The following is an 18,932-nucleotide window of genomic DNA, read 5'->3' on the forward strand; positions in this document are numbered from 1 at the left end:
ATGGAAGAAACAACGAACTTACTGCCCCTATTAAGTGCGGAGGAACTACGTGTACTTGGCTCTTTATTAGAGAAATCGAAAACCACTCCAGAGTATTACCCCATGACGTTAAATGCTTTGCAAACGGCATGTAATCAAAAGACGTCGCGAAGACCGGTCGTTTCGTACGACGAACATACCATTATCGATGCATTGGATACATTAAGAAAGCGCGGACTTGTCTCCACGGTTATTGGTGGAGGTAGTCGCGTGACTAAATACAAACATAATTTAGCTATACAGTACCCCCTCATCCCCCAAGATTTGGCTGTACTTTGCCTACTGATCCTCCGTGGACCGCTAACACCGGGAGAGCTCAACACAAACGCGGGAAGACTTTTTGATTTCGAAAGCCTACAAGAAGTACAAGATGTACTCAACAGATTACACGGTCAAGAACCTCCTTTTGTCAAACCATTAACAAAGAGGCCTGGACAAAAAGAAGTACGATATGCACATCTATTAGGCGACGTCAACGAGGACGACTTTGACATCCCGGCTTCCGTCGAAAACGAAGCTCCAAATAGAATTCAAGAATTGGAAACACGAGTAGCTACACTGGAGGAAGAGTTGGCAACACTTCGTCAGGAATTCGACACGCTGATGCAGCAACTTACATAGAATGTTCTCGATATCCACATCGTGTTGGTGTACTATATTCTGACCTATTCTGACTAAAAACTAGACAATAGTGGTTAAAGACATCAACCACAAGGTGACGCACCTGGGCGTCACCTATGTATGTTAAATAAAGTTTAAATGAAATAAAATATTTAAAACAATTCAGGCATAGCTTTTGTTTATACGGATACAAACAACTAACAGTATTTAAACATGAGAAGAACGCCCTTGACAACATTCGTCATATTAGCCTTTATTGCTTTTGTGCTTGTTTTCGCCACCACCTGTGCTGGTATCGCCTAGCAACCGATACGCTACCCCTATTTTATAACCGTCTTTATCGTCAACATCTTTTACAGATGCTCGGTACAACGACTGCCCCTGTATGTTATTTTTCCCAAAAGTCTGCATTTTTGATCTGTAGCTCCTTGGGATCGAAATCAGGCTCTAAGATTCCGGCACCCCGCTTTTTCTGATAATCTTTCCAAACCTTCATGGCCGTTTTGCTCAACAACAAGATAGCGATCAAATTCACCCAAGCCATAAGCCCAACGCCTATATCTCCAAGATTCCATGCCAGCGTTGCCGTTTTTACAGTTCCAAAATAAGTCGCGCCCAAAAAACCGATCCGCAAAATCCAAATAACCAGTTTTCTATTTCCTTTTTTGAAAATATAAGCGATGTTCGTCTCCGCATAATAATAATAAGCCATAATGGTGGTAAACGCAAAAAAGAACAGTGCGATGGCTACGAATTGATTACCTATTGCCGGAAAATGATCAGCAATGGCAGCCTGCGTAAATCCATCCGCCTGTAACCCCGGAACGTGTTCGACGACGAAGGTCGACGCATTCCCATTTTTATCTAACGTACTCGCGGTATTATACATGCCTGTAAATAAAATCATCAAGGCTGTTGCTGTACAGACGAATAACGTATCTACATACACCGAAAACGCCTGAACCAATCCTTGTTGGGCAGGATGCCTGACTTCTGCCGCTGCCGCGGCATGAGGAGCCGTACCTTGTCCAGCCTCGTTTGAATAAATTCCACGTTTCACTCCCCAAGCAATGGCCATTCCAACAATACCACCAAATGTCGCATCCATACTAAAAGCAGACGAGAATATAAGTTTAAAGACCGTGGGTATTTGGGAAAAATTTAAAGCGATAATCACCATAGCCATCAAAATATACGCCCCAGCCATAAAAGGAACAATATACTCCGACGCTTGCCCCAAACGTTTGACACCGCCGATAATGATCAACGACAGCAAGACAATCACCACGATTCCTACCCAATTGATAGGAAATTCAAGCCCCAGCCAAGAGATTGTACGCATAGGGAGATCAAATGCATTCGCAACCGTACCACTAATCGCGTTACTCTGAACGCCCGGAAGTAAAAAGCCGGTGCTTATAATGGTAACCACGGCAAACAAAATGGCGTACCATTTTACACCCAGCCCTTTCTCAATATAGTATGCGGGACCTCCGCGATACTCTCCATCAATTTCTTGTTTATATACCTGTCCTAACGTGGCCTCGACAAAGGCCGATGCAGAACCTAAAAATGCAATTAGCCACATCCAAAATACGGCACCCGGGCCTCCCATGAATATCGCTGTAGCCACTCCAACGATGTTGCCTGTTCCCACCCGACCAGAAATCGCCAGTGCAAATGCCTGAAAAGATGAAATTCCTTTATCGGAATCCCGTTTAACAAACAGCAAACGCAACATATCTTTTACATAGCGTACTTGCAAAAAGCCTGTGCGGATTGAAAAATAAAGACCTGTGAACAAACAAAGATAAATAAAGACATTGCTCCACACGGCGTTGGATATTATTTTGACGACACTTTCCATTCTTGGATGATATTGGTTATTACGTGTTATATTTTACGTAAAGAAAAGACTTTTTCTGTAAAAAACGCCACGTTTTTTCTATTAAATAATATAACAGGCTGCACAACAAGGAAAAAACGATAAAAATACGATTCGTTTACCTACAAAACGATTAAATAGTATCAGATAATTGCGCATTATCCCGATAGTAACGGTAATTGCGCATTTCTTCCGCCAATTTACTAATCGCATACCCCACTATACTAACATCATCAATCCACCCCAGTATAGGCACTATATCCGGTACAGCATCTAAGGGGGAGAGTACGTAAATTATTGTACCAACAAGAACAGACAAATTCCATTTGCTTATTTTATAACGACCAGACATACTATCTCGGCACATGCAAATCAACAACTTAAAGTCATCCATCCGATCGTCTAAATGCGACGCCTTCTCATTAGCTCGGTCCAAATCTTCCGCGGATATCGAGTGTTTACGAAACTGTTCGAAAAGAAGCACCGCGTTTTGCCATCTCAATTTCTTCATTGCATGCAATATACTACTTTTTTTGATTGTGCCTAGTTTCGGCAACACCGCTCGGCATGGTACAGCCCATGTTCATTTATGGAGCGCCTCGCTTTTATCAGATAGCGACAGGAATGATTTGCAATTTTTCTGCGGTCGTATCCTTCTTTCAGAAAATGCCCTATCTTTGAAGAAAATTTTAGGCTATGTCAAACGCGGATAAGGCTATAAGAACCACGTACTTCAGTATATTAACCAATTTTACATTGGCTTTATTGAAATGGTTAGCTGGTTTTTTTGGAAATTCCTACGCGCTTATCGCCGATGCTATCGAATCCACCGCCGATATTTTCTCGTCATTTCTAGTTTTATTGGGTTTAAAATATTCGAAACGACCAGCGGACGAAACCCATCCATACGGGCACGGACGTATTGAACCATTAATTACGTTTATTGTTGTTATATTCCTTGTTGTCTCGGCATTCATCATTGCGAAGGAAAGTATTCACAACATCAAAACGCCTCACGGATTGCCTAAACCGTGGACGCTATTTGTTTTGGGTGGTATTATTTTGTGGAAAGAGACATCCTTCCGTATCATCATCCGAAAAAGTAAGTTGTTGAATAGTTCCTCATTAAAAGCCGATGCGTGGCATCATCGAAGTGATGCGATCACATCAGTAGCTGCTTTTATCGGTATCTCCATTGCCTTGTTTGGTGGTAAGGGGTATGAAGCGGCGGATGATTGGGCCGCTTTATTTGCCTCTGGACTCATCATCTACAATTGCTACGGCATATTTCGTCCGGCTTTGGCCGAAATTATGGACGAACATCAGTATGGGGAACTCGAAGAAGAGGTGCGTTTGCAATCGTTGCAAGTGGATGGGGTTTTACTCATCGAAAAATGCTATATCCGCAAAATCGGTATGCTGTTTCAGATTGACCTACATGCGGTAGTCGATCCCAACCTCACAGTTCGTCAAGGACATGAAATCGCCCACAATTTGAAAGATTATCTGATGTCCAAGTTAGATAATATCGGGAATGTTTTTGTACATATTGAACCGTTCAACGAACATACGGTCCATATCCAAAAATACAACGGCAGGCGTTAAACGCCTGCTGCTGCATGTTTGTGGTAAACTATTCTTTAATTAAGGAGCGATCGAGGTGCACATACCCCCCATCCACATGGATCAGTTGACCGGTCGTATGACTTGACCGGTCCGACAATAAAAATACGGCTGTATCGGCAATTTCGTCTGGTGTGGTCATCCGATGCTCCAACGGAATGCGATCCGTTATCTTTCGTAATGTTTCTTCTGGATTGTCTAATGTCTGAATCCATGAATCGTATTGAGGCGTTGCACATTCCGCTACGATAATGGCATTCACACGAATATGGTATGGTAAAAGCTCCACTGCCCACTCTCTTGTTAAGGCATTGCGTCCACCATTTGATGCGGCATAGCCGGAAGTATTGCCTTGTCCTGTTTCTGCAGTTTTAGAACTAATGTTCACAATATTTCCTCGAGAAACCCGCAGCGCATCTACGCAGTGGTGCGCCATCAAGTAATAATGAATTAGGTTTTTATGAAGGGAATCCACAAACTGCTCGTAATTTCCAGATATCAGCCCAACCCCATCGTTATGTCCGGCATTATTCACCAGGCCATCAATGCGTCCGTACACCCGCAGCACCTCGTCTACGGCAAGCTTACATGCCGTGGGTTGTGAGAGTTCGGCTTCTAAGGACAGGGCCTGTCCACCTAACTCAACAACTTCCTCTCTAACAAGCTCATTATCTGACTGTTTTCTACCAACAATAACCGGAATAGCACCTTCTTTAGCCAAAGCAATAACAATCGCTTTACCGATTCCTTTCGCTCCTCCAGTCACGATGATCACTTTATCTTTTAAGTTTAAATCCATATTCTTTACAAGTTATAAAAACGGACGGCATTTCCTCCCCAAAAAGCGGCAAGATCTTCCTCTGAAAAATCGACCAGCCCCGCTTGAACGATGGCCATCACATCGGTGTAGGAAGCTGCAACCAAACATACGGGCCAATCCGTTCCAAACATAACGCGCTCCTTTCCGAACGACTGTACCGTATGGTTGATATAGCGTTTGAAGTCATCGATTGTCCACTCCTTCCAATTTGCCTCCGTGACCAGTCCCGATATTTTACAATGAACGTTCGGGAAAGTCGACAGCCTTTCGATAAATCCAGCCCAGGTATCAAATTCTTTCGTTCTGATCGATGGCTTAGCCATATGATCAAGGACAAAACGTTGGTCGGGATTTTGCTGAACACATGTCAAGGTACTTTCATAGTGCCGAGGCCTAATCAGTAGATCATAAGTATAACCAAATTTCGTCAGCTGCCGAAGCCCCTGTTGAAACGATGGACGGATCAAGAAATCTGGATCATCCTCCGCTTCCACTACATGACGGAAGCCTTTGATAATTGGAAAACGTTTAAAATTTTCCAAATAGTCCTGGATGTTATCCGATTGTAAATCCACCCATCCAACAACACCTTTTATCATGGCATACATCGTCGAAAGATCGACCAGAAATTGAGTTTCCTGATGAGATTGAGAGGCTTGTACGGCGACGACACCGTCCACACCATTGGCTTTTAATACAGGACCTAAATCAGTAGGTAAAAAGTTACGTTGAATAGCAGCCATCTCCTCGGTTATCCAAGTGTCACGTTCCGCATCAAAAATCCAAAAATGTTGATGAGAGTCAATACGCATAGGTTATATAAAGTCTAATTTTTAAAAAAGGGTCTCCAGAGAGCATAGCTCGTCTGGAGACCACGATTATCTACCCGAGTAAGCCACAACTTCTTGACGGGATTCGCCTAGATAATCTGCGCCCAGCTCGACTACATCGCCTGCCTTCAGATAGATAGGCGGATTAAAACCAAGTCCCACTCCTGCAGGCGTTCCGGTCGAGATAACATCTCCTGGCAGAAGCGTCATGAACTGGGAAACGTAAGATACCACGTGGGCAACCGAAAAAATCAGGTTGCAGGTGTTCCCATCTTGATAGGTCTTACCGTTTACCTTTAGCCACAACCGGACGTTATTGATATCTGGAATTTCGTCTGCGGTTGTCATATGCGGTCCCATCGGCGCAAACGTATCACAGCCTTTACCTTTATCCCAAGTTCCTCCGCGCTCGATTTGAAACTCACGTTCAGAAACGTCATTATGAAGCACATATCCTGCCACATAATCTAGTGCTTCTACTTCTTCAACATAACTTGCCTTTTTTCCGATGACAATACCAAACTCCACTTCCCAGTCTGTCTTTTTCGAATTCTTCGGAATGGTAATCTCATCAAATGGGCCCACCAACGACGTCGTCGATTTCATAAAGATAATGGGTTCCGCCGGAATCGCTGCACCCGTCTCTTCAGCATGATCCTTGTAATTGAGTCCGATACAAACAATTTTGGACGGGCGAGCAAATGGCGCCCCTAGACGGGATCCCTCTGGAATTTCCACGAGGTTACCAACATTCGCTTTTACAAATTCCTCCAATCTTGCCAATCCATTTTCCGCGAAAAACTGCTCGTTGTAGTCTCCCCCGAAAGCAGACACATCGTAGCGTACACCGTCAATCTGAACACCGATTTTTTCTTTTCCGTATTCTCCAAAACGTATTAACTTCATTTTTTTTTGTATTTAATATTTAAATAAGCCTAGTCAAGAATCTTATATATAAACATCAATCTCGGTATTATCCGTTGCCGCTGTCTATATACTTCTCTCATTAATTATTCAATTTGATAAAGCCTCCATCAATAGGATAGTCATTCCCAGTTATAAATCCGGCATCGTCGGAACATAGGAATAAGGCCAATTTAGCAATTTCTTCTGGCGTAGCCATCCTGCCAATAGGTTGAGATTTGGATAATTTTTCAAACATTTCGGCTTCCTGACCGGGATAGTTTTTCGCTATAAATCCATCCACAAACGGCGTGTGCACACGGGCCGGAGAAATTGAATTGGAACGAATATTATCGGCCATATAATCGCGCGCGATCGACATACTCATTGCGTAGATAGCTCCCTTGCTCATCGAATAGGCAAAACGATCAGCAATACCAACCACAGCCGCAATCGACGCCAAATTGAGAATAGCCCCACCGCCATTCGCTTTCATAGCGGGTATGGCCGCATACAACGCGTTGTACGCTCCTTTGACGTTGACTTGAAAAACACGTTCGAAATCTTCTTCACCGCACTTTTCTAAGTTTCCGACGTGCGCAATGCCGGCATTATTTACTAAAATATCGACTTGCCCGATAGCTTGTACAATTTCTACAACTTCTTGTTGATTACCAACATTGCATGCATGCACACGAGCAGTTCCTCCTCGTGATTCGATGGTCTTTACGACGTCAGCGGCTCCTTCCGTATTCAAATCCAAAATGTGTACATACGCTCCCTCACTCGCAAAAAGTTCGGAGATTGCACGCCCAATTCCGCTACCGCCGCCGGTAATAATGGCAACTTTGTTCTCTAATTTTAACATATTATTTTATACTTAACTTCACGATTAAATCGTTAGGATCCTGCAATTCTTCCGGCACTTGAACAACCAAAATATCCTTGTCCAATTGATAATATTTCACTTTCGTCTTTCCGTCATACGAATTTGCCGATGCTAGTTTATACGTGAATCCAGGAATCATCAACGTCCTTTTGTTCGGGTTTAAGATATGCAGGTAAACCGTATTTCCTTTTTTCGTTAATGCATAATCATCCGTTGGACGAACAAACCCTCCTTCTGTACCATAAATGGTTTCTCCGTACGTTTTCAACCATGCTCCTAATTCCGTCAACCGCTCTTGCTGGTAATCCTGAATTTCACCGTTCGGCATAGGACCAACATTCAACAGTAAATTCGAGCCATAGCCGGCAGCTTTCACTAGATACGAGAGCACTTCATGAAACGATTTTCGTTTACGATCCTTGATATCAAATCCCCATGAGCCGGCGATCGTTCCACATACTTCCTTTGGTAGCTGTCCTACATGATCAGAAGCGGTGCCAAAGCCGGTCGTATTTTCTCCCGGCAGATCCCGTTCAAACATTTGAAAGTCTTCACCGGGAAACGGTGCGAGGTGGTGATTGTTACCAACGAGACACTGAGGCTGCAGTTTATGTATCAAGGAATAAATTTCTTCAAAACGCCAGTCTGCCGTTTTTTTATCCCAATGTCCATCAAACCATATTCCATCGATGCGACCATAGTTTGTTAATAACTCAGTCAATTGATCCTTCATAAACTGGATATAACTATTCCAATCTCCCTTCTTTTCATCGCGCCCCGCGATTCCTCGTCCGGTTCCACCAAAAGGTAGGTAGTCATTGCGTTTCCAGTCGAGTAATGAATAATAAAACATTACTTTTATACCTTCCGAACGACAAGCTTCTACCAATTCTTTTACGATGTCCCGTTTGAAAGGACTGGCTTTTACGATGTTATAATCCGACGCCTGAGAATTCCACATGGAGAATCCGTCGTGGTGTCGCGTCGTAAATGTGATGTATTTCGCTCCCGCATTCTTAAACAGCTTTGCCCAAGCCTTCGCATCGAAATCTATGGGATTGAAAAATTTGGGCAATAGTCCGTATTCTTCCAACCCCAAATTCTGCTGGTTCATAACCCACTCGCCATCTCCCAATACGGAGTAAACGCCCCAGTGAATGAATACCCCAAAGCGAGCGTCTTCAAACCAAGCCCTGTTTTCGATATTTTCGGGACTCGGCGCATACGTCGATTGCGCAAAACTCGTTTGCAACAAACAAAATAAAACAGTTAAAATGGATAGCTTTTTCATCATCATATAGTTAGGTGTTTATGAATTACAAAGACACGCCCCTACGCCAAGGGATAAAGTCATCCTGTCCTAATTGGACGGCCTTGGTTTGCACTTCTCCACTAGCTACACGGATAACATACTCTAAAATACGGCAAGCTGCTTCCGGGATTGTCTCCTCGCCATCGATAATAGAACCACAGTTAAGGTCGATGATATCGGGCATCTTCTCAAACGTTTTGGTGTTTGTTGACAGCTTGACTACCGGTGCAATTGGATTACCTGTTGGCGTTCCCAACCCTGTAGTGAAAAGGACAATATTGGCGCCTGCAGCAACTTCCGCAGTCGTACTTTCAACATCGTTTCCTGGCGTGCAAAGTAGGTTTAACCCTGGATAGTTTGCTAACTCCGGATAATCAACTACCGCCACGACCGGCGAGGTGCCTCCCTTTTTTGCGGCGCCTGCCGACTTAATGGCATCGGTAATTAGTCCATCCCGAATATTGCCTGGTGAGGGGTTCATATAAAAACCGGATCCATCCGCTTCTGCTTTCGCATTGTAAGTTTTCATGAGATACATGAATTTTTCTGCGGTTTCTTCATCGATACACCGATCGCTCAACTCTTGTTCGACACCACACAACTCGGGAAATTCGGCAAGGATCACAGATCCACCCAACGCGACCAGCATATCTGAAAGATAACCCAGTGCAGGGTTTGCAGATATACCTGAAAATCCATCCGATCCTCCACATTCTAAACCAATACACAATTTGTCGAGAGATGCTGGCTTTCGCTTCTGCCGGTTAGCGATAGTCAATCCGGCAAATGTAGCTTTAATAGCTTTCTGCATCAGCTCCTGCTCGGTTCCTTCAAGTTGTTGTTCGAAGATATATAATGGTTTATCAAAATGGGGATCTCGTCGTGCAATTTCGTTGCGCAAGATAGACGCTTGCGCGTGCTGACACCCCAAGCTTAAGATAGTCGCGCCGGCAACATTCGGATGGGTAATATAGCCGGCCAACAAACCACATAAGGCGTCTGAATCCATACGCGTTCCGCCACATCCCATATCGTGGTTCAGAAATTTAACCCCATCGACGTTCGGAAATAAACGTTGACTCCGTTGGCTAGCCTTTGCCGACGATAGGTCTACCGCGAGAAGCTCTTCCGTCGATGCCCCCGCTTTGTAACGAGCAATCAGTGCGTCCACCTCGTCCGAATAGTCCTTTGTCTCGACCTGGTATCCCAGTTTTTCTTCTAATGCCGCTTTCAGTGTCAGTACGTTTCTATTTTCACAAAATACGAGTGGAATGACAAGCCAGTGGTTAGCCGTTCCGACCGTTCCATTACTTCGGTGAAACCCATCGAATGTTCTCCCTAAAAAAGCCGACACATCCGGGCGAGTCCACACTAGCTTCCGTCGTCCCATCGTAAAATCTTCCGAAGCGTGTCGTAGATTATCCGTGTTAATAACTTCCCCTTGTCCTACATCCTGATTCATTTTGCCAACGAGGACACCATACATAAAAACAGAGGCGTCCCTTCGAAGTTCCGTTATCGTAAATTTATGTTTAGCGGCCACGTTATTTACTAATGGAAACTGTTGCCCGTTAAAATCCACAACGAATCCTTTTTCTAGATCGCGCAGAGCCACCAAAACGTTATCGCTGGGATGGATCTGTACATACGCTAATCGCTCTCTCTTCATCTTATTATAACTCAAAAATTTTATTCATCAGTACCCACTTTTCATCTGGTTTTGCACCAGGTATCGCTTGTTGGTATTTCCACATCAACTTCTCCCATTCTTGTACTTTTTCATTCGACGCATCCATGGCATCCTTCCGTTCAAATGTAAAATCATCGCTTACATCCATCACCATAAATAGACGATTCTCAAACCGATAGATTTCCATGTGCACGATTCCAGCGTCGCGGATGGATGCTTTTATTTCCGGCCACACAGAGCGGTGATACGCCTCGTACTCCTTAATCAATTGGGGATCCTCCACCAAATCTAATCCCAATGCATATCGTCTCATATTCTTTTTTATTTATTTTATAGTTACGCTTTGCCTACTGTTAATGTCCGCCCGACGCCTCGGTGATTTCGCTTTGTTTGTTACTCCAAGCGAAGAGTGCAACGACGGCAAAACAAATTAATACCACATAGTACGCCAATTGGAAGCTACCTATCGTATCCGACAAAAGCCCAAGTAACGGTGGTACTGCCGCTCCCCCCACAATAGACATGACAATTAAGCTGGATGCTGATTTTGTTTCTGCTCCGATGCCCTCTACCCCGACGGCAAAAATTGTCGGAAACATAATCGACATAAAAAATGCGATACCGACCAACGCGTAAACCGTCGCTATCCCCTTACCATAAATCACGACAAACGTGAGCAAGATGGCAACGAATGCGTATACCAATAGCAATTTTGTGGGTGCAATATAGCGCATAAAGAAAGTGCCGATAAATCGCCCGAGCATGAAAGCCAACCCCGCGGCTCCTGAATAATATTTCGCGTCCGCCGGAGCAATCCCAGCAACATCCGTGGCAAACATCACCAAAAAGCTTAAGACAGACACTTGTGCCCCAATATAAAAAAATTGAGCAATTACGGCCCACATCACGTTTTTGTGGCGAAGGGCACTGAACACACTACGACGCTCGCCTTCCTGGTCTTCTTTGGCATCTGGTAACTTTGTAAAAATAAAGACGGCTGTAATCGCCAGAATGATAATCCCTAAAATCAAATAAGGCCCCTTAACGGATGATGTTTCCGCCTGTATATAGGCGGTTCGAGCCTGTTCGCTCAACGCTGCGATTTCCTCTGCCGATTTTGGCGCTTCGGTCAGAATAAATTCGCCGCCCACAATAGGAGCAACAAATGCTGCAAGTCCATTAAAGGATTGTGCAAAATTCAATCGCTGGGTCGCTTTTGATGGATCGCCCAAAATTGTCATATACGGATTGGCGGCGGTTTCCAAAATAGCTAGGCCGCAAGCGACAACAAAAAGCGCGCCCAAGAAGAATACATAATTAATGGTATTTGCTGCAGGCACAAAGAGAAAACAACCAAGTGCGAATAAGGCCAATCCAACAATAATGCCCGCTTTATATCCATAGCGCTTCATGATCATCCCGGCAGGAATGGCTAGCACGAAATAGGCAATGAAAACAGCTGAATCCACTAAAGAAGCTTGGAAATGAGATAGGCTGAACGCATTACGTAAATGAGGAATGAGAATCGGATCCAAATTATGGATAAACCCCCAAAAGAAAAACAGAGAGGTAATTAAAATAATCGCTAAGGTATATTTTTTTGTCTGTGCCATAGGAATTACATTGGAAACGTAAAACTACGCTAATTCATCCTGATGAAAGTGAACTATTTTACCGAGTTATTAAACAATATTAACATATTTGTTTTATATTTACACGTATTGAAGAATAAATAAATTAGTACATGTACATTCAACGGCTCGCCCATACGCAGGCAACACAATCCGCTGTGACGGTGCGACACGACCATCTTCCCCAAAACCATAACGTATGGCATTACCATGAAGAGCTGGAGTTCATTTATATAAAAAGAGGGGCAGGCACATTCTTCGTTGGCGATTGCATCCAACCATTTTCAGATGATTTCATTGTATTAATTGGCTCAAACACGCCACATTATTGGTTATTTGATGAAGTTTATATGCACCATGACGCGCTCGCATCGGCTGATATTCGGGTCATCCACTTCCACCCTGAATTCTTAGGCCCAGGTTTCTTTACACTCCCTGAGGCTAGTCCGCTTAAACACATTTATCAAAAAGCAGAAAGAGCGCTCGTTTTTCAAGCTTCTGACCAGTTCTTTACCGGTTTTTTCGAGACCTTTCATCAAAAAACTCCGTTACAACGTCTCGTTGCTTTGGTGACGATGCTCGATTACATCTCTGGAATTTCACCATTGACAAAGCTCGTTAGTTCTACCTATCAGCATCCGCAACAGCATGAGGATTATCGTCGGATGAACAAAATTATGGAGCATATTCGTTTGCAGTATAGATCTAAAATACACTTGGAAGAAATTGCACAATTGGCCGGCATGACGTCTAACTCTTTCTGTCGTTATTTCAAACAACGAACCGGAAAAACCTTCATTCAGTTTGTTAACGAAATTCGTATTGGTCAGGCCTGTAAATTGTTAACAGAAACACGCTCTTCCGTCAAAGAAATTTGCTTGGAATGCGGCTTTCAAAATTTTGTAAGCTTTCACAAAATATTCAAATCGGTTACACAAGTAACCCCATCAGCCTTCCGCACGATGACACAAACCAACGACTAGAACCCCACAGAGATTCTTATTTTTTTATTTCTTATCCTACATCAATGCATCTCTTTGTTTAAGGACAGAAATTTGCCACAGTAATAAAATAAGAAAAAACATGAAAGATGTAGTCAAACTATTCGTTGTAGCAACGCTCTTAATTAACGTTGCCTTTGCACAAGTTAAATGGACTGTGGATCCAGTACATACAAATGCCCGCTTCGCTGTCAAGCACTTAGGGATCTCCATGGTTGATGGACAATTCAAAACATTGAAAGGTTCGATGGAAACAAAATCACCAGACAGTTTTGACGGAGCAAGTATTACGTTCGAAATCGATGTGAATAGTATGGACACGCGTGTGGAAGCCCGCGACAATCACCTGAAAAGTGCAGATTTTTTTGATGCTTCGAATTTTCCGAAGATGACGCTGAACAATGCGGTGTTAAAGAAATCAAATGATGGGAACTATACATTATCCGGCCACTTAACCATTCGCAATGTAACCAAACCCGTTGTTTTCAGCGTCGTTCAACATGGTGACATTATTACGGATCCATGGGGAAAAACACGCGCTGGTTTTACAGCGAAGACAAGCATTAACCGATTTGATTTCGACCTGAAATATAACGATATGCTACCCACCGGTGTGCCTACCGTGGCGCCCGAAGTAGAAATCGTCGTTAATACGGAGTTAGTCAAAAATTAACGTGCTCACCTTTTTTAGGAACAGGTCCCGAACGAAATTGCTCTAACCATTAGACTCGATACACAGGGGGTAAAATTCCGCCAGAATACACCGAATGTTAATTTGCAGCGGAATTCTACCCCTTTTTTAACGTTATTTTTTGAAAACACATGCCTTAACGCCTTCGTAAGGAGATATTATTCGTGCGTACAGGTCGGTCTTCGTGCCGTCAACTGTTAAAAATGTTTATCAACCGTCAAACGTAAAGAACATGAGACGCAGTTTCTTACGGCCCTGTATGAACAGGAATTAGTTTTTGTAATTTATTTTGCTTCTAACATACCAAATATTTATTTTTGAGAAATCCTACACCTTTCCCTATATACCCTTCTCTATGTTCTTAAAGTCCGTTCAAGTCCGTTAAAGTCCGTTAAAGTCCGTTCAAGTCCGTTTTAGCTCCCGCACAACTAGGGCTCCACTCCGACACAACTTCGAGACGGCATTGCCTCTCGGTCGACTGTTGTCCGACTGTTGTTCGACGGGTCTTCGACAGCCAGCCGAACAAATCCCGAACAGCCTTCGAACAAATCCCGAACAAATCCCGAACAGGCCTCGAACAAGTCTCAAATAAGTCTCGAACACGCCCCGGATACGTCTCCTTGGCAAATGCTTAAAAAGACGAATGTTTCATGAAATCGACTCGGACCCTATTAAAATTGTGCGGCATGATCCCCTCTCCTTCCAACTTTTTAGCGAATTCAATTTTAACACCTTCCAATCGGAATACGTATCTTTGTATATGACTCGTTTCGGAATTATTTTTTTAGTGGTATTTAATGTTATCGTTGTCCACCTTACACTCGGACAAACAAAGCTCAAGGTGTCGGCATTTCTGGATAGCATCAAACAGGAAAAAAACATTTTGCTGGACGTCCGTACACCCGAAGAATTCGCCAAAGGTACCCTTGCGGATGCAACAAACGTCAACTGGAATGATAGCCTGATTTTTTCAGAGTTCGTTGGCCAACTACGTATCGACGTCCCCATATATCTATTCTGCTTAAGCGGAGGGAGAAGTGCCAAAGCTGCGGCCTATTTAAACGAAAGAGGCTTCCGCGTCTATGAATTGCAGGGTGGCTTGTTAAAAATGCGAGATCAAGAGTTAGGCATGGCTAACACAGGTTCCGACGTAGAAAAAACACATTTTAGTCTACAAGACTTTCAAAAATTAATACAATCTCAAAAACGGATATTAATTGATTTTACCGCCGACTGGTGTGCTCCTTGCCAAGCTATAAAACCACTACTGAAGAAAATAGAACAGGATAAAACAACAAATATTCGTGTTCATTATATGGATGCCGATCAACACCAAGACCTTCTTAAGCAACTAAAAATAGGTGGTATTCCTCGGCTTCAGCTCTATGTACATGGAAAACTCGTTTGGGACCATACCGGTGCCATCGACGAAGCCGCCCTACAACAAGCCATTCGTAAGCATTAAATAAATAGAATTATGCATCAAGTCATTTTGATCACCGCAACCATTTACGGTATCTTAGCTATTATATTAGGTGCGTTTGGAGCACACGCATTTAGAAAAATATTAACCGATGAGAAACTGGCCACGTTCGAAGTGGGTGTACGTTATCAGATGTACGGTGCACTCAGCCTCCTCATTATAGGCTACCAAGCCGATGTGGAACAAACGGCTGTCCAATGGGCATACTATGGCATTGCTATTGGCACATTTCTGTTCTCGTTTAGCATCTATTTTCTTTCTTTTGCTACATACTGGAACGTTCGTTTACGTTTTTTAGGCCCCATAACGCCGATAGGTGGCTTGTTTTTGCTAAGCGGCTGGATCAGTCTACTGATCAGTTTTCTGCCATAACGTTATCATGGTCCACATGCCGGCACAGGTGTTTGTAATTTCGTATGGCTTTTGCTAAGTTTGTAGCACCGTGGCAATGATATCTGCCTTGAACCGCCTTAATAAGCTGATGATGTCTACTTTATTGAAATAATTTTCAACCGGTTGGGTTATTACAAATAAGCATGATAAAATCAGTATTTCCCCCTATTCGTTTTTTTGGTAAATGGACGTTTATCGTCTTACTTATATCGTTGTCCATTGGAAGCACGTCTGCCCTTTTCTTGTGGCTGCTCAACCAAGTTACCACTGTACGGGAGCAAAACCTATGGGTTCTTATTTTTTTACCGATCGCCGGCTTAGGGATTGTTTGGTGGTACCAGCGCTATGGAGGTAAGGCTCAAAAAGGAAACAATCTTTTATTGAAAGAGTATTATCATCCCGATGATGGCATTCCGTGGAAAATGGCTCCCATGATTATCTTAACCACTTTAGCGACTCATCTTTTTGGTGGATCTGCGGGAAGAGAGGGAACCGCTGTACAATATGGAGCCACCCTCGCAGATCAAATACATAAAATTATACGCCTAACCAAAAAGGAACGAAGGGTTTTGCTTCTGTGCGGAATAGCTGCTGGTTTTTCTTCCCTCTTCGGAACCCCTTTGGCAGGGGCTTTGTTTGCGCTGGAAATGGTGCAATTGGGCCGTGTTCGATGGCGGGGAATGGTACCGGTGGTTTCGTCTGCACTACTTGCTAATTGGACATGTAGCTTGTACGCTGACTTACATACCACATATCCTCCCCTTACTGTTTTTCCTGCTTGGTCAACACAAACAATCGTCTACCTTGCATTGGCGGGCCTAGCCTTTGGCTTAGCCGCGCAGCTATTTAGTAGGACCGGCGATCTGTTGGGGCATCTGTTTAAGAAAATTAAACAAGTTTTATTGCGCCCAATCATCGGAGGTACATTAGTGGTCGGCATTGTATTTCTCCTGCAAAGCTCCCGTCACATCGGTTTAGGTATACCAACGATCTTGGCGTCTTTTGAGCAGCCTCTTCCCTTTTACGATTTTTTCATCAAGATCATACTCACCACGCTCACCTTAGGTTCGGGATTTAAAGGCGGGGAGGTCACCCCCCTCTTTTTTATCGGAGCGACATTGGGAAATGCTCTTGCCGCCGTTATCCCTCTCCCAATAGCATTGCTAGCGACAACGGGGTTTGTGTCGGTGTTTGCCGGATGTACGAAAACGCCGATTGCGTGCACGGTTATGGCCATGGAATTATTCGGATGGCATGGTGGTCTATTTTTTTTAATAACGTGTACCGTCAGCTTGCTAATATCCGGCAAGTATGGAATATACAGTATTCAAAAGAAACGGCTGCCGGGCCGTTTTATCAAACGTATATTCCGCAGTTAGTCAGAGCGAGCTTGTCCTGTTACACCGCATCCGTGCCGTATTAATACGTTTTTGATTCGAGTTGTGTGCCTAAACCGGTTAAAAACACGCAAAACAGAACGTTTTAATATCATTTATCCAGGTTCCTCACGTTTTGGCATACGCTTTGAAAATATGTTAATCAAACAGAACGATTAACAATCAAACAAAGTAATTATGGAAAATATAGAAGCAAAAGCAGCAAAATTAGGATTAGAAAAAGGCTACTATCTTTTATTGATGGCCATTTTAGAGGATTCTTCAGAATCGGAAGAGCTGGCGATAGCAAGCTAAACGGGATACCAACACACGACATATAATGGAGAGCAAGTTTTTTTGATGACTTGCTCTTTTTTATGCTTTTATTTCACGCTATATAAAAAACGGAAGCCCCACGCGAGGTGCCCGTTTATGGTAATCTTCGTTCTATGTATTATTTATTTGTTATCCCTGCTTTCAAACTCGTCCGATGCTTTATTCACCCCATTAGCCATATGCTCAAACGCTTTATTAATATTTTCTAGAAGCGCATGTTCAGTCGTTGCATCGTCGACTTTGTTCTTACGGACTTCGATTAATTTCGGGTAATCCTCGGTAAGAATTTTTTTGTATCCAGTCAGCCCGTCAAGAACAGCCTTTTGGAATCCAGCATCTCCATTAAAGGCGCCCAACTCGTCCACTTTTTTAATGTCTGTTGTTAGCGCTTTTTCCCAATCAACGTGCACCTTTTCTGCTTTATCGTAATCAGATGCCGTCATGGCGCTGTTCATATCTGCAATATGCTTTTCACTCCCATTGATTACGGTAATCATTGTATTGTTGTAGGCGGCGGGGTCCTTCGTTCCGCCTCCACAACCCGTTAAAGCTAATGCGCCAACAACCAGCATGCTCCTAAAAATGGTCTTTATTTTTGTTTTACCGTTTATCTTACGACACCTCACAAAATTAGATCATGCCGTATTGTTAAGCATCCCCGAAAACCGTGATTTTAGGATCTTTTCTACTTATCCGGGCTATTTTTTAATGATAATCCTATGTTTTTTAATGATTTTCATACTTTTCGTCGCCACACAAATTGCTATTTTTGACGAATACCAACACCGCATGTCAGCAAACCTAATGACTAAAGAAAATATCCAACGGATATTGGCCAATTACAAAACACCGAGTATCGATCTCGTTGATTTACTCGCTCCGTATATTCAATTCCGGCAGTATAAAAGAAAAGATGTGCTGCTCCCCTATGGATCATCAACAAGAACGTTACGTTTTATCTTTCAGGGAAATGTAGTGGCTTTCGGCTCGGATAAGACTATACAATCGTTATGGACGAAGGACGAATTTATTATTTTCCCGGACACGATACTGACTGGCGCCCCAAGCGATGTGCAAATTATGTGCGCAACACCAACGGACACGTATGAAATAGATTTGCGTCGGCTACAGCATTTACGCCGCCGTTTTCGCGAAGTCGAGGTATTCTGTGATCTATTTTTGACCCATGAGCTCCGTCGCCGATCATCCTATCTGAACTGGCTTAAATGCACCAGTCGGGCAAAACGGGTAGAGGATTTCGCTCAGCACTACAGAGAGCTAAATAATGTATTGACGGACCAACAAAAAGCCGAATACATGGACATGAGTTTACGTTGGTTTCAAAAGCTAAAAAATCCATAATATCTCTACTCCCTCAAGCTCCTTGGCCAAGCATCATACGTTCCGAC

Annotated in this window: 20 protein-coding genes and 1 riboswitch; of the genes, 8 read left to right on the forward strand and 12 right to left on the reverse strand. The window is 43.3% G+C overall.

The genetic code is table 11. The features are described from left to right. Entirely contained in the window at positions 1 to 660 is a 660-nt protein-coding gene (locus tag ACFSR5_RS07740; RefSeq protein ID WP_380902375.1) for a YceH family protein, read from the forward strand. A 246-nt stretch (positions 661 to 906) separates the two neighbouring features. On the opposite strand, the gene ACFSR5_RS07745 is transcribed toward ACFSR5_RS07740, so the two are convergent. The 3 genes from ACFSR5_RS07745 to ACFSR5_RS07755 all read right to left on the reverse strand — a co-directional run bounded on the left by ACFSR5_RS07745 (position 907) and on the right by ACFSR5_RS07755 (position 3,056). Next, positions 907 to 1,071: a hypothetical protein gene (locus ACFSR5_RS07745; protein ID WP_380902377.1), complete on the reverse strand. Its 165-nt coding sequence runs from the start codon at positions 1,069 to 1,071 to the stop codon at positions 907 to 909. Beyond that, the gene (locus ACFSR5_RS07750) at positions 1,049 to 2,527 is read right to left on the reverse strand and encodes an alanine/glycine:cation symporter family protein (RefSeq protein WP_380902379.1); all 1,479 of its coding nucleotides are present in this window, start codon (positions 2,525 to 2,527) and stop codon (positions 1,049 to 1,051) included. Before ACFSR5_RS07750 ends, ACFSR5_RS07745 begins: the two co-directional genes overlap by 23 nt. 151 nt (positions 2,528 to 2,678) lie before the next feature. After that, the gene (locus ACFSR5_RS07755; RefSeq protein WP_380902381.1) at positions 2,679 to 3,056 is read right to left on the reverse strand and encodes a YkvA family protein; all 378 of its coding nucleotides are present in this window, start codon (positions 3,054 to 3,056) and stop codon (positions 2,679 to 2,681) included. Between the two features lie 185 nt (positions 3,057 to 3,241). Between ACFSR5_RS07755 and ACFSR5_RS07760 the strand changes: the two genes are divergently transcribed. Next, positions 3,242 to 4,150, forward strand: coding sequence for a cation diffusion facilitator family transporter (locus ACFSR5_RS07760; RefSeq protein ID WP_380902383.1), 909 nt, complete (start codon positions 3,242 to 3,244; stop codon positions 4,148 to 4,150). Between the two features lie 28 nt (positions 4,151 to 4,178). Here ACFSR5_RS07760 and ACFSR5_RS07765 read toward each other — a convergent pair whose 3' ends face one another. The 8 genes from ACFSR5_RS07765 to fucP form a co-directional block, all read right to left on the reverse strand. Then, the gene (locus ACFSR5_RS07765) at positions 4,179 to 4,967 is read right to left on the reverse strand and encodes an SDR family oxidoreductase (RefSeq protein WP_380902385.1); all 789 of its coding nucleotides are present in this window, start codon (positions 4,965 to 4,967) and stop codon (positions 4,179 to 4,181) included. A 5-nt stretch (positions 4,968 to 4,972) separates the two neighbouring features. Continuing rightward, positions 4,973 to 5,800, reverse strand: coding sequence for an amidohydrolase family protein (locus ACFSR5_RS07770; RefSeq protein WP_380902387.1), 828 nt, complete (start codon positions 5,798 to 5,800; stop codon positions 4,973 to 4,975). A gap of 66 nt (positions 5,801 to 5,866) precedes the next feature. Further along, entirely contained in the window at positions 5,867 to 6,724 is an 858-nt protein-coding gene (locus ACFSR5_RS07775) for a fumarylacetoacetate hydrolase family protein (RefSeq protein WP_380902389.1), read from the reverse strand. A 100-nt stretch (positions 6,725 to 6,824) separates the two neighbouring features. Next, entirely contained in the window at positions 6,825 to 7,589 is a 765-nt protein-coding gene (locus ACFSR5_RS07780; protein WP_380902391.1) for an SDR family NAD(P)-dependent oxidoreductase, read from the reverse strand. A gap of 1 nt (position 7,590) precedes the next feature. After that, entirely contained in the window at positions 7,591 to 8,907 is a 1,317-nt protein-coding gene (locus ACFSR5_RS07785; RefSeq protein ID WP_380902393.1) for an alpha-L-fucosidase, read from the reverse strand. 19 nt (positions 8,908 to 8,926) lie between these two features. Beyond that, the gene (locus ACFSR5_RS07790) at positions 8,927 to 10,591 is read right to left on the reverse strand and encodes a UxaA family hydrolase (protein WP_380902395.1); all 1,665 of its coding nucleotides are present in this window, start codon (positions 10,589 to 10,591) and stop codon (positions 8,927 to 8,929) included. A 4-nt stretch (positions 10,592 to 10,595) separates the two neighbouring features. Further along, the gene (locus ACFSR5_RS07795; RefSeq protein ID WP_380902397.1) at positions 10,596 to 10,925 is read right to left on the reverse strand and encodes an L-rhamnose mutarotase; all 330 of its coding nucleotides are present in this window, start codon (positions 10,923 to 10,925) and stop codon (positions 10,596 to 10,598) included. Positions 10,926 to 10,965: 40 nt separating this feature from the next. Continuing rightward, the gene (fucP, locus tag ACFSR5_RS07800; protein ID WP_380902399.1) at positions 10,966 to 12,225 is read right to left on the reverse strand and encodes an L-fucose:H+ symporter permease; all 1,260 of its coding nucleotides are present in this window, start codon (positions 12,223 to 12,225) and stop codon (positions 10,966 to 10,968) included. Positions 12,226 to 12,356: 131 nt separating this feature from the next. Here fucP and ACFSR5_RS07805 point away from each other — a divergent pair, with 131 nt between their 5' ends. The 5 genes from ACFSR5_RS07805 (at position 12,357) to ACFSR5_RS07825 (ending at position 17,190) form a co-directional block, all read left to right on the forward strand. Then, the gene (locus tag ACFSR5_RS07805) at positions 12,357 to 13,226 is read left to right on the forward strand and encodes a helix-turn-helix domain-containing protein (RefSeq protein ID WP_380902401.1); all 870 of its coding nucleotides are present in this window, start codon (positions 12,357 to 12,359) and stop codon (positions 13,224 to 13,226) included. 100 nt (positions 13,227 to 13,326) lie between these two features. Then, positions 13,327 to 13,917 (forward strand): YceI family protein, encoded by a 591-nt coding sequence (locus ACFSR5_RS07810; RefSeq protein ID WP_380902403.1) that lies wholly within the window; start codon positions 13,327 to 13,329, stop codon positions 13,915 to 13,917. A 661-nt stretch (positions 13,918 to 14,578) separates the two neighbouring features. After that, positions 14,579 to 15,400 carry a thioredoxin domain-containing protein gene (locus ACFSR5_RS07815; RefSeq protein ID WP_380902405.1) on the forward strand — a complete coding sequence of 274 codons (822 nt, stop codon included), beginning with the start codon at positions 14,579 to 14,581 and terminating at the stop codon, positions 15,398 to 15,400. A gap of 12 nt (positions 15,401 to 15,412) precedes the next feature. Further along, positions 15,413 to 15,790 carry a DUF423 domain-containing protein gene (locus tag ACFSR5_RS07820; protein WP_380902407.1) on the forward strand — a complete coding sequence of 126 codons (378 nt, stop codon included), beginning with the start codon at positions 15,413 to 15,415 and terminating at the stop codon, positions 15,788 to 15,790. 63 nt (positions 15,791 to 15,853) lie between these two features. Beyond that, positions 15,854 to 15,916: riboswitch (Fluoride riboswitch) on the forward strand. 38 nt (positions 15,917 to 15,954) lie between these two features. Next, positions 15,955 to 17,190 carry a chloride channel protein gene (locus ACFSR5_RS07825; RefSeq protein ID WP_380902409.1) on the forward strand — a complete coding sequence of 412 codons (1,236 nt, stop codon included), beginning with the start codon at positions 15,955 to 15,957 and terminating at the stop codon, positions 17,188 to 17,190. Between the two features lie 455 nt (positions 17,191 to 17,645). Here the strand turns inward: ACFSR5_RS07825 and ACFSR5_RS07830 are convergent, their stop codons facing one another. Continuing rightward, positions 17,646 to 18,095 (reverse strand): LIC11966 family surface protein, encoded by a 450-nt coding sequence (locus ACFSR5_RS07830; protein WP_380902411.1) that lies wholly within the window; start codon positions 18,093 to 18,095, stop codon positions 17,646 to 17,648. Positions 18,096 to 18,252: 157 nt separating this feature from the next. Here ACFSR5_RS07830 and ACFSR5_RS07835 point away from each other — a divergent pair, with 157 nt between their 5' ends. Then, positions 18,253 to 18,885: a hypothetical protein gene (locus ACFSR5_RS07835; RefSeq protein ID WP_380902413.1), complete on the forward strand. Its 633-nt coding sequence runs from the start codon at positions 18,253 to 18,255 to the stop codon at positions 18,883 to 18,885. Positions 18,886 to 18,932: the final 47 nt, after the last annotated feature.

It is taken from the genome of Sphingobacterium suaedae, from assembly GCF_042684625.1.
Lineage (GTDB): Bacteria > Bacteroidota > Bacteroidia > Sphingobacteriales > Sphingobacteriaceae > Sphingobacterium > Sphingobacterium suaedae.